This window comes from Flavivirga abyssicola, from assembly GCF_030540775.2.
In the GTDB taxonomy this organism is placed as follows: domain Bacteria; phylum Bacteroidota; class Bacteroidia; order Flavobacteriales; family Flavobacteriaceae; genus Flavivirga; species Flavivirga abyssicola.
Window position 1 is genome coordinate 526051 of the sequence record NZ_CP141266.1, and the last position, 12807, is coordinate 538857.

General features: G+C 32.5%; 5 protein-coding genes. 3 read left to right on the top strand and 2 right to left on the bottom strand.

Annotated elements, in window-relative coordinates; all coding sequences use genetic code 11:
- Window positions 1-9 precede the first annotated feature (9 nt).
- Window positions 10-3168 (bottom strand): SusC/RagA family TonB-linked outer membrane protein, encoded by a 3159-nt coding sequence (locus tag Q4Q34_RS01910; RefSeq protein WP_303317225.1) that lies wholly within the window; start codon window positions 3166-3168, stop codon window positions 10-12.
- Between the two features lie 235 nt (window positions 3169-3403).
- Window positions 3404-7612: a hybrid sensor histidine kinase/response regulator transcription factor gene (locus Q4Q34_RS01915; protein ID WP_303317224.1), complete on the bottom strand. Its 4209-nt coding sequence runs from the start codon at window positions 7610-7612 to the stop codon at window positions 3404-3406.
- Window positions 7613-7975: 363 nt separating this feature from the next.
- On the opposite strand from Q4Q34_RS01915, the gene Q4Q34_RS01920 reads away from it, so the two are divergent.
- The 3 genes from Q4Q34_RS01920 to Q4Q34_RS01930 all read left to right on the top strand — a co-directional run bounded on the left by Q4Q34_RS01920 (window position 7976) and on the right by Q4Q34_RS01930 (window position 12765).
- Entirely contained in the window at window positions 7976-9511 is a 1536-nt protein-coding gene (locus tag Q4Q34_RS01920) for an alpha-L-fucosidase (protein ID WP_303317223.1), read from the top strand.
- A gap of 35 nt (window positions 9512-9546) precedes the next feature.
- On the top strand, window positions 9547-11409 hold the full coding sequence (locus Q4Q34_RS01925) for a sulfatase family protein (RefSeq protein WP_303317222.1): 1863 nt from the start codon (window positions 9547-9549) through the stop codon (window positions 11407-11409).
- A 66-nt stretch (window positions 11410-11475) separates the two neighbouring features.
- The gene (locus tag Q4Q34_RS01930) at window positions 11476-12765 is read left to right on the top strand and encodes a glycoside hydrolase family 117 protein (RefSeq protein WP_303317221.1); all 1290 of its coding nucleotides are present in this window, start codon (window positions 11476-11478) and stop codon (window positions 12763-12765) included.
- Window positions 12766-12807: the final 42 nt, after the last annotated feature.

Genomic DNA, 12807 nt, shown 5'->3' on the forward strand with positions numbered 1-12807 from the left:
TCATTTTTTTTAAAATTGAAGTTGTAAACCTGCCTTATATTGTGAACTTATAGGGTATGTACCTCGGTCTATACCTCTTGTACTAAACCCATCATTTCCTACTTCAGGATCAAACCCAGAATAACTTGTTATGGTTATTGGGTTTTGTGCCTGTACATAAAATCTTAATTTATCTATTCCAAACTTTTCAGTTATTTTTTTAGGCAACGAATAGCCTAATGCTACATTTCTTAATCTAATAAAAGACCCATCTTCTAGAAAATAATCCGATGCACCTCTATAAGAAGCACTATTTGTAGTTCCGTTGTAAAATGGAATTTGAGATTCTGTATTTAATATTGTCCATGAATAATAAATATCTCTATGAGTACCCGATTGGTAAGCATATGCTTTACTTCCGTTTAGCACTTCTGCTCCATAAGACCCATACCAGTTCATCGTAAAATCAAATCCTTTATAACTGGCATTAAAATTGAGTCCCATATTAAAATCCTCAGTACCACTTCCTTTGTAAACTTTATCATTTTGATCAATTATACCATTTCCTGAATCTGCAATGCCATCTCCATCAGTATCCTCTGTTAACTGGTCAATATATCTAAATTCTCCTAATGCTGCATTAGGATCTTCAACTCGATTTGTATATTCATCCAATTCTTCTTGGGTATTAATAATGCCGTCTGTTTCTCTTAAGAAAAATGATGCTGCTTCGTGACCTTCAGTAATAACACTTACTAATTCTGGTACCCTTGGTCTATTTGAAATAAAACTATTATTTAAGAATATAATCGGGTTATTAGGGCTTGTTTTAGTTACCTTATTATCATTTTGCGCATAGGTTAATGAGGCATTCCATTTAAAACCCTTTTTACCTTTATGCTTATAATTTAGAGTATATTCTACACCAATATTTCTCATGTTTCCTATGTTTAGAATACTAGTTCTGTTTTGACCAGAAACCCCTGTTGAAGGTGGATTAACAACTCCAAACAATAAATTTTCCTTTTTATTAACATAATAATCGCTAGAAAAAGTTAGTTTTTCTTTAAAAAAACCAAGATCAAAACCAAAATTGGTTCCAATTGTAGATTCCCATTTAACATTAGGGTTCGCAAAACGTGCTTGTGTAGTACCTAAACCAAGAAGTTCGCTACCAGAATTTAAACCTGAAGTGGCATTATTACTTCCAAAAACATAATTCTGCCCTAATTGCACTACAGCCTGATCACTATAAGCTGGAATTCTGTCGTTTCCTGTTTCACCATAACTGGCTCTTATTTTGAAAGAACTTGCCGTACTTTTTAATGGCTCCCAAAACTTTTCATCAGAAACATTCCATCCTCCTGTAACTTGGTAAAAGGTTTCCCATTTATTTGCTGGACTAAAATTTGATGATCCATCTCTACGCACACTAAAGCTGAATAAATATTTCCCATCATAATTATATTGTAGTCTTCCTATTGTCCCTACTCTTGTTAAAGTTAAATCTCTACCATTAGATCGAATAAGGTCGCTACTCGTATATCCATCAAACACAAGAATAGAGGGGTTAGCTTGATCTTGCTTTTGTGCATCAAAATATTCTGAGTTAAACTCTTCAGTAGAAACTGCCCCTAATAAAGAAATATTATGCATACCAAAAGATTTTGTATAGGTCGCAATAAATTCTCCTGTTAATTTATTCGATGTAAGATGTGATGTTCTATTTGAAGATACATCTCCAGGATTTGGCTCAATAAGATCTCCAGCAGTATTATATACATCCAACCTTGGTACAATTCTTATCCCTTTAGTATCTGAAAATGTAGCACCTGCCCTTGTTGTTAATTTTAAGTTTTTTGTTATATCAAAATCAATTTGGATATTACCAGTAGTCCTGGTATTATTTCTATCTTCTTTAGTGTTCAAGTTTCTTGCAACGCCTCCAAAACTACGAATAGGACCTAAACCTCTAGGATCATCCAATTCATCATCAGTAACATCAAAAAGCTCTGTATCACCAAGCGTTATAGGCTGTTGGAATGGTTTATATCGTAAAATTAGATTAAACACACCATTATTAGGAATCACTCTTTGATCTCTTTTAAAGGTTATTCCTGTGGTTACTTTCCATTTACCTTTAGTAAAAATGGTATTAGATCTTACATTAAAACGTTTATATCCTGAATTGATCATAACACCCTCTTGATCAAAATAATTGGCATTGAAGGCATATCTTAAACCTTTGTTTCCACCAGAAATATTTATAGAATGGTTTTGAATAGGGGCTAAATCTTGTAATATAACACCACTTATATCTGTATTGTTACTAAACCAACTTCTGTTTCTGTGTATATCTGCAAGAACATCACCTACGGGTTTATTTGTTCTTAAGGCTGTACGTAACATTTCCATATAGGTATGTTGATAGCCTTCCATTAATGGCACAGCAGAAGTAATATCTTGCACACCATACTCAGAATTGACCCTAATAGCCATTTGTCCTACTTTACCTTGTTTTGTAGTAATAAGAATAACACCAGCAGCACCTCTAACTCCATAAATAGCCTTAGATGCAGCATCTTTTAAAACATCAATAGTTTCAATTTCGTTAATACTTAATTGCGGATCAGACTCAAAAGGAATACCATCTACAACATATAGTGGTGAATTATTTCCTAATACAGAACTAAAACCTCTAATTAATATGTTAGCCTCGGCTCCAGGTTCACCTGAATTTGAGGTTACACTTACCCCTGCTATTTGGCCTTGTAAAGCTGTACCAATATCAGATGTTGTGGTTTTAGCAAGTTCTTCAGACTTTACTTGCCCTACTGCTCCTGATACTTCTTTCCTTTTTTGAGTACCATAACCAATTACTACTACTTCCTCTAAGGCAGATACATCCTCTACCATGGTTAAATTAATAATAGTTTGATTTCCAACTAATACCTCCTCGGTATTATATCCTACATACGAAAAGATCAGGGTTTGATTTGCGCTAACTTTGATTTCATAGCCTCCATCAAAATCAGTTACAGTTCCTGTGTTTGTTCCCTTGACCAAGACGGATACTCCTGGAAGGGAAATTCCATCTGCTGCCACATTACCTGTAACAGTTTTAACCTGCGCATGAGAAAGGCTAAAACAAGAACAGCAGATAATTAATGTTAAGAGGATTTTCGTCATCCTCTGAAAGAGTAAATTCAATTTCATCGTTTAGATTGTTTAATTAGTTAGACAAATCTTTTAATTTATTCTCTCAACTCGCAATAGATATGTTTTAGAATAAGCAACAAATGTGTTTAAATGTGTAAAATATTACATATTTAAAGTTATTTTGTAAGATTAAGTCTAAAAAAATAAACCATATGCCTTAATAAGGTTAACTTTAAATTTATAAAAAAAACTATTAGGCAAATAATTATTTAACAAAAGTTGTCTTGTTGCGCTTTATTTGTTTCACATATTCACTAGGCAGTGACCCAAATTGCTTCCTGAAGCATTTAGAGAAATATGATGACGTGTTAAACCCGGTCATATACATAATTTCCTTAACGGAATTATCACTTTGCTCTAACAGTTGAACGGCTCTTTTTAAACGAATATTTCTAATAAATGCACTAGATGACAAACCTGTAAGATCTTTAAGCTTTATATATAGATTACTACGACTTAAACCTATTTCCTTTACCAACAACTCTACATTAAAATCTGTGTTCATCATATGTTTTTCCACAATTTCTATAGCTTGTTGAAGAAATTTTTCATCTAAAGAAGTTACTGTAACATCTTCAGGCTGTAAAGTTATTTCTCTATTAAACTTTTTTCTTAACTCTTCTCTATCCTTTAATATATTATTTAGTTTAAGTTTCAAAATATTAATATCAAAAGGTTTTTTCACATAACCATCTGCTCCTGTTTTTAATCCAGACACTTCACTTTCATTTGATGTTTTTGCAGTAAGCATGATAATAGGGATATGACTTGTTTCTGTTTGGCTTTTTAGTGTGTTGCACAATTCAATCCCATCCATAACAGGCATAACCACATCCGTTAAAACAATACTTGGAATGAAATCATTAGCTATCCTCAACCCTTCTTCGCCATTGCTTGCCTCTACAATATTAAAAGTATCGCTAAGTGCTAATCTTATAAAGGTTCTTATATCATCATTATCATCAACAACTAAAACAAGTGGTTTTTTTGATTGTTTTTTTACAATATTGGCATCAGTAATTTCATCATTCATATCTATTGCGAATGACTCATTTTCTGAAGTTCTTGTTAAAAAATCACTTTCGGTTTTATCTTTAATACTTATTTCTGGAATGTTTTTATATACATTTTTATCTAATGGCAACTTAACCATAAAACTTGTACTGTGGTTTGGGGTGCTTTTTACATCAATGCGTCCTTGATGAAATTTTATTAAACTTTGCGTAAAAGACAGACCAATCCCCGCTCCATTTTGGGGATTATGTTTATTATTGTTTTTAGTATAAAATCTGTTAAACACACTCTTTATTTCTTCTTCACTAATCCCAGATCCCGTATTTTCTACTTCAATAATGACATATCCGGGATCTGAAGCATTTGATACACTCTCTTTTGAAATAACTACATTTATCTTACCATGTGCTGAAGTAAACTTGAATGCGTTGGATAATAAGTTTTTTATAATTTTTTCAAGAGCATCGTGATCAAACCAAACTTTCATGCTTTTATGAATCGATGAAATATTGAAGTCTATATTTTGCTTATGCGATGTAAATTGGAAAGGCTCACCTACCTCTTTTACAAAAGCAATAATATCTGTATGACGCATTACCAACCTCATTTTACCTTGATTGATTTTTCTAAAATCCAACAATTGATTAACTAACCGCATTAAATAATCAGTATTCTTACTCATTATGCTAAACTGCTCTTTTGTTTCAGGACTTTTTTGTGTGCTTTCAGCATTCATTAAATAGTCTAAGGGCCCCTTAATCAGTGTTAGTGGTGTTCTAAATTCATGAGATATATTAGTGAAAAATTCTAATTTAGCTACTTGTATTTCTTCCTGTTTTTCTTTTTCTATATGCTCTAACTCAAGTTGATGTTTTCTGGTCGTTTTTATTATTGTAAATTTCCTAAATGCAAATAATAACCCAAATGCTAATAGTGCATAAAAGATATATGCAGGATACGTCTTCCAGAAAGGCGGTGCTATGTGAAGGTTAATGACTTTAGGGCTTGCATCCCAAACACCATCACCATTTGAAGCTTTAACTTTAAATGTGTAATTACCATGTGAAATATTGGTGTAATTTGCAAACCTTTTTTCTGAGGATGTTTGTATCCAATCCTTATCATATCCCTCCAAAATGTATGAAAACTTATTTTTTAGTGAAGCTGCATAATGTAAACCCGCAAACTCTATTGTAAAACTATTTTGATCATATTTTAAATTAATATTATTAATATAATTTATTGAGCTATCTATTAATACTTTTCCGTTGTATGCTTCTCCAGGGTTTATTTTATTATTAAAAACCGAAAAGCTTGTAACTACAGTTTGTGCAGGAAAAACATTTTCATTAATCTCTTCAGGGAAAAAAACATTGAATCCATTAATCCCTCCAAATAGCAAAGAACCATCGCTTCTTTTTAATCCTGCTAATTCTTGAAATTCGTTATTCTGTAAACCATCATTAACATCGTAGTTTTTAAAACTTTGGGTTTTAGTATCAAACTTTGAAAGCCCTTTATTAGTTGACAACCATAAATTACCTAAATCATCTTCAAGAATCGATTTAATAACCTCATTAGCCAAACCATCTTTTTGATAATACCTTACAAATTGATCATTATTCTTACCGTTCCCTGGCACATATTTATTTAAACCCCCACCAAATGTCCCAACATAAATATCGCCTTCTTTACTTTCATAAATTGGCAAAATATAGTTATGGCTTAAAGAGGTGCTATCAGTTGGAATATTTCTATAAACCTCAAATTTCGGGTTATCTTTCAACAATTCTTTTGAGGTAAGCTTAGAAAGCCCTTTTGCCGTCCCAAACCAAATGTTTCCTTTACTATCTTGATAAATGTTCCTTATAATATTACTTGGAATACTACTTTTGTTATTTTGAATATGTTCAAAAACATCTACTTTATAAGCATTAGAATTCTTCTGAGGTATTAATCGATAAACGCCTCCTCCATAAGTTCCTAACCAAATATTTTTGTTATTATCTTGTAAAATGGTAAACACACTGCCCATGGTATTTACAAAGAGATCAATATTTTGGTTAGAGTTTTTATTTGCTTTATCTATATCTAGTTTAAACAACCCTGGCTTATTTCCAGTTCCAATTAAAAGTGTTTTCCTATTATTGACAACAACTTCCTCTAGAGCAAATATTTTTGATAAATCATTAAACTTTTTGAAGTTATTAAACCTCCGGTTTCCATTTTTAGAATTGAGCAAGTTTAAGCCTCCTCCTTCAGTTCCAACCCATAAATCATTATTACTATCTTCATAAAAAGCCCTTATTTTATCGTAGCTCAAGCTATTTGAGTCTGAGGTTTTATTTATATGCTGAAATTGTTTTCTGTTAGGGTCAATTTTATTAACCCCTCCTCCATTTGTACCTATCCATAAAATGCCTGTTCTATCTTCATAGATACTATTAACGATATTTTTACTTATACTATTAAGGTTAATGGGGTCGTATTCAAAATGATTTTTCTTTTTTAAATCCTTTTCGTTTACAATCCTATTCTGAGATAAACCTTTATTATTACCAACCCAGTAATTATTATTTTCATCAACAATAAAAGCACGTGTATTGGTATGGGTTAGTTGTATTATTTCATCACTTCCATTGACATTCTTCTTGATAAACATCCCTGTATTTGTGGCAATAATAAGTTCGCCATTTTGGTTTTCTCCTATCTGGTTAATTAAATTAAAATCATAGTTAATTTTAATAAAATTAAACTGGTTATCTTCATCTTCTATTACTACGTATAGGTCACTATTAGCACCAACCCATACATTCCCATATATATCCTGATAGATATCATTTACATTTACAGATTCTTTTGAATTAATTTTCACAAATACTGGGTTGTTTTGTGACGTGCTCAAATCAAGTAAATTAACTCCTTTTTTAGTACCTACCCATAGTCTATTATTTTTATCATCAACATAAACACTGTTTATAATATTACTATCCAGTGTATTATCATCATTTACATCATGCAGATATCTCGTGAACTTTTTCGTTTTTTTATTAAATCTATTTAAGCCTCCTCCAGTTGTTCCTATCCATAAATTACCGCTCTTATCTCCAGTAATATCAAATATAATATTACTACTTATACTTTCCTCATTATTAGCGTCAGGTAGATAATTAATAAATTCATAACCATTATACTTGTTAAGCCCATCATAGGTTCCAAACCACATAAACCCGTCTTCATCTTGATAAATGCAATTTATATCACTTTGAGATAAACCATCATTAGTAGTAAGGTGGTCAAAAATGATATTGTTTTGAGAATAGCTAATACCAAACATGAAAAAACATGCTGCTACCCTCAATAAAAATTTATAAAAAAAAGTACGTTTGCTGTGTGTCATAGTTTTAATGTAACATAATAATGGCCTTTTTATGCTTTCTAATTTAAAGGCATGCGAAAAGCAGCCCCCTACTCAAATATAAATAAAAAATAACCTAATTCTAGATTGAGCCCCTTAAGACACTAAATATTTTTGCTAAAAAAACTCATTTATAATGTAAACAAAGACATATGTTGCCATTTAAAAAAGAAATGAGCTACAAAAATCATTTATTCTACAAACAAAATCATTTGTTCGGTGCATTGCTTTGGCTAAATTTTAGATTTGCTTAGTGTATAATTACACTTATAGTTACTAAAAATCTAAAAGAATTAAATAAATAAAACATCAGAAATAATGCCATTGAATTATAAAGAAAAATTAATGCTCCTGTTTATATCTCTAAATATTTGCATTATTTCAAATGCTCAAAAAAAACATGACGCCTATCAAGAAACTTGGGAGTCTGTAAACAAAGTAAATCCTGCACCTGATTGGTTTCAAGATGCAAAATTTGGTATTTATACACATTGGGGACCGATTTCTGAAGCATTTGACGATGCTGATCCTAACATGAATTACCGTGGGTGGCATGGTATGAAAATGTATGATAATGGCAAATTGGAAAAAGGGATAAAAAACAAACCCACAACAAATTACATACACCACAAAAAGAAATATGGCAACCCAAAAAAGTTTGGTTACAAGCATGTTATTGAACAATTCAACCCTACGGCTTTCAATGCTTCTGAATGGGCAGAGTTATTCAAAATCTCTGGAGCTAAGTTTGCAGGCCCTGTAGCTATGCATCATGATAATTTTGCCATGTGGGACTCTAAAGCTACAAGATGGAATTCTATGAATTATGGTGGTATTGATCCTTCGGCTAAATTAAAAAAAGAATTAGAAGCTAGAGGCATGAAATTCATGGCTTCCTTTCATCATGCTTTTACATGGCAATATTTTGCGCCAGCTCATGCTTATGGCGGTGTGAGTAAAAAGGATTATGACCTTTATACTAACCCACATGAACTACATTCTGATACCCCAGATGACCAATTTTATAACGATTGGTGGGCAAAACTTAAAGAATATATTGATGTATATCAACCAGATTTAATTTGGTTTGATTGGTGGCTAGAAAACATGACCGAAGAATCCAGATTAAAATTCTTAGCATATTATTACAATAAAGGATTAGAATGGAATAAAGACGTGGCTGTTTGTTACAAAGAAAGTACTTTTAATGAAGCTTCTGCTATTAAAGATTACGAGCGCGGTCGCCCTAACCAACCTAAAGAAAATGTTTGGCTAACAGATACATCTCCTGGAACATGGTTTTACCGTCCTAACGCAAAGTTTAAAACGCCTAATGAACTCATTGATATCTTGATTGATATTGTGGCTAAAAACGGCAATATGCTGTTAAACGTTCCACCAAACCCAGATGGATCCATTCCTAAAGAAATGGTTAACCTCCTTACAGAAATGGGGCAATGGCTAGCCATAAACGGAGATGCTATTTACGAAACTAGGCCTTGGACTATTTTTGGGGAAGGACCAACACGCTTGCCTGAAGGCGGTCATAAAATTGAAAAAATTAAAATAGTTTATAATAATGCTGACATCAGATTTACTAAAAAATCTGATAAAGAGTTTTATGCTATTGTAATGGCTACTCCTATTAATGAAACAGTTATTAAATCATTGAGTACAGATATTGGTGTACTTAACTCCAAAATAATGAATATTCAACTTTTAGGAAGTGACCAAAAAGTTTACTGGGAAAGAAACGAAAAGGGCTTAATTATTAAGGCTCCTAAAGTTATGCCAAGTAAATATGCGCATGCTTATAAAATCACTCTTCAAGGTTATACCGAAAATGATATTGGTGGAGCTGTTACCGCTCATTTAGATTAATTATATTGTTTCATTTAAGAAGACGATTATTACTTATGTTTCAATCAAAATTTAGCTTAATACTCTATATTGCACTATTTAACCTTATAAGTTCTTGCAACTCAAAACAAGCCGAACCAACAACACCTCCAAATATTGTTTGGATTACTTCTGAAGACAATTCAAAACATTACATGGACTTGTTTGATAAACATGGTACAAGCACTCCAAATATCGAAAAGCTTGCCAATCATGGCATTCGCTTTACTCATGCGTTTTCAAACGCTGCTGTTTGTAGTGCTGCAAGATCAACTTTAATATCTGGGTCTTATGGTCCAAGATTAGCAACCCACTACCATAGAAAACTGCAAAAAGTACCCATGCCTGAGGACTTAGAAATGTTTCCCTACTATTTAAGGCAAGCTGGATATCACACAACTAACAATTCTAAAGAAGATTATAATATTTTTAAATCTGATAGTGTTTGGGATGATTCTTCAAAGCATGCTACTTGGAAGAACAGAAAACCAAATCAACCCTTTTTTCATGTATTTAACATAGGAACCACCCACGAGGGGAAATTACATTTCACTGAAGAAGACATGAAAGCAGGAACAAAGACAAATCCTGATTCTACATTTGTATTCCCAAATCATCCACAAACCGAACTTTTTAAATATACAAATGCGCTTTATCTCGACAAAATAAAACAAATGGATACCGAAGTTGGACAAGTAGTTGATAACCTTGAAAAGGAAGGTCTACTTGAAAACACATTCATTTTCTATTTTGGAGATCATGGCGGTGTACTTCCTGGTAGTAAAGGCTATTTATACGAAACGGGTTTACATGTTCCATTAGTGGTATATATTCCTCCTAAATACAAAAATTCAATAAATCTGAAACCTAACACAACATCAAATGCTTTTGTAAGCTTTGTAGACTTTGGTCCCACGGTATTGAATTTAGCTGGTGCCAAAATTCCTAAAGGTATAGATGGAACGCCCTTTCTTGGTAAAAATATTACGAAAGAAGACTTAGCTAATAAAAATGAAACTTTTAGTTATGCCGATAGATTTGATGAGAAGTACGATATGGTACGTGCCCTTAGAAAAGGAAAATATAAATACATTAGAAACTATCAAGCATTTAACTTTGATGGTTTAATGAACGAATACCGTTATCGCCAACCTGGATATAAAACATGGAAAAACTTATACGAAGCTGGTAAATTGAATGATATCCAGTCGCAGTTTTTTCAACCGAAACCTACTGAAGCCCTTTATGATTTAGAAGTTGACCCTTATGAAACTAATAACTTAGCAAATCAGGAAGACTATACCAAGATCTTAATTGACATGCGAGAAAACTTAAACTCGCGTGTTAAAACAATGCCAGACCTATCCTTTTATCCTGAGTTTTATTTGATTAAAAATGCTTTTGAAAACCCTGTTGCATTTGGGCAAAAACATAAAGCACATATTCAAAATTATATCGACATTGCGAACCTTAGTTTAGAAAATTTTGATAGTGTCAAGTCTAAAATTGAAAACAGTTTAAAATCATCAGATCCCTGGGAGCGTTATTGGGGGTTGATTACTTGTAGTAATTTTGGAAAAGAAGCTATATCATTAAAGGATGATGCCATTACTATTTCTAAAACAGATAGCGAACTGATTAACCGTGTACGTGCCGCAGAGTTTTTGGGATTAATAGGTGCTGAAAACCCAATTCAAGTAATGACTGAAGCACTTTACAGCAGTGAGGATTCATCGGAAGCTTTATTAATTTTAAATTCTATGACTTTAATGAAAGAATGTCAACATAAATACAGGTTTAACATTGATAGAACAAAACTTAAAAACAATATATTGTCTATTAAATTGATAAAAACTAGAGTGGATTACCTATCCAGTTAACCTATAAAAATGGTGTTGAATTGAATAGTAACATATTGTTTTCATAAATCAAAAAAATAACTTATCATGAAATTTATATTTCAAAAAACAATAGCAGTTCTATTTTTAGGGCTACTCATTTTTTCTTGCTCCTCAGAAAAAAAAGAAGTTAAACCCATATCTCAAAATGAAAATACTGAAGGCTTTCCATATTTATTACCAGAGAAGAAACCAAATCGCTCATTAAGCAAAGCATTAGAACGTAATTATACTTATCCAGCCTCAAAACCTGAGAACAATGAACTATACACTTTATTTAAGTATACCAAACTTAAAGGGTTTGATTATAACGATCATGATGGCACCATATCAAGAAGAGACCCTTCAAAAATAATTTTTGAAAACGATAAGTATTATGTTTGGTACACACATCGTAAAACTAATACGCCGCCGCAAGGCGCCGACAAATGCAATGACACCATTCCATCAAGTGATTGGGATTTATCTGAAATATGGTACGCCACTAGTGTTGATGGTTTTACTTGGGAAGAACAAGGTGTAGCTATTCCACGTCCACCAAAACCAAATGTAGGATGGCGTTCAGTTTCAACAGCAGATGTTTTAAAATGGAACGGTAAATATTATATGTACTATCAAGGCTTTATGGAAGCTAGTGGGAAACGAGGCGATGATTGTCCAGTGGCGATGTCGTCTGCTGATTCTCCTGATGGCCCTTGGACACCACTAAATAAAATTGTGATTCCTAATGGCAATGAAGGCGAATGGGATCAATTTTCCATCCATGACCCATATCCTTTAGTCCGTGACGGTAAAATATATTTATACTACAAATCTGATTTTGATAAAAATCCCAGATATGTTCGTATGCAAGGCTTAGCAATTGCAGATAACCCTGAAGGACCTTTTACAAAACATCATTTAAATCCTGTTATTTCATCTGGACATGAAACGACTTTGTTTCCATTTAAAAAAGGCATTGCTGCTCTTGTTATAAGAGATGGCCATGAGCATAATACGATTCAATATGCTGAAGATGGTGTTAATTTTGAAATAGCCTCTATAGTTGAGCTTATGCCAAATGCAGGTGGGCCATTTATTCCTGATGCGTTTTCAAACACTCGTTTTGGACAAGGTATTAATTGGGGATTATCTCACTTTACGAATTTAGGTGGAAAAGGTAAATCACATTCTATTTTAGCACGTTTTGATTGTGATCTTAACTTGAACACCAATTATCCTGAAATGAAAAAAAATCGTCCTCGTCATAATCTTGATGTATATTTCAAACAGGGTTTAAGCAAAAAACAGCGAAAATTGATCATGGAAGACAACGAAAGATTAAAAAACAAATCCTGATATTACGTGAGTTTGACTTAACGATGAAACTATTGATACATT

Bases quoted from the DNA above. Each gene is read 5' to 3' on its own strand.
- Q4Q34_RS01930 (WP_303317221.1), top strand. From the start codon at position 11,476: ATGAAATTTATATTTCAAAAAACAATAGCAGTTCTATTTTTAGGGCTA.
- Q4Q34_RS01910 (WP_303317225.1), bottom strand. From the start codon at position 3,168: ATGACGAAAATCCTCTTAACATTAATTATCTGCTGTTCTTGTTTTAGC.
- Q4Q34_RS01925 (WP_303317222.1), top strand. From the start codon at position 9,547: ATGTTTCAATCAAAATTTAGCTTAATACTCTATATTGCACTATTTAAC.
- Q4Q34_RS01920 (WP_303317223.1), top strand. From the start codon at position 7,976: ATGCTCCTGTTTATATCTCTAAATATTTGCATTATTTCAAATGCTCAA.
- Q4Q34_RS01915 (WP_303317224.1), bottom strand. From the start codon at position 7,612: ATGACACACAGCAAACGTACTTTTTTTTATAAATTTTTATTGAGGGTA.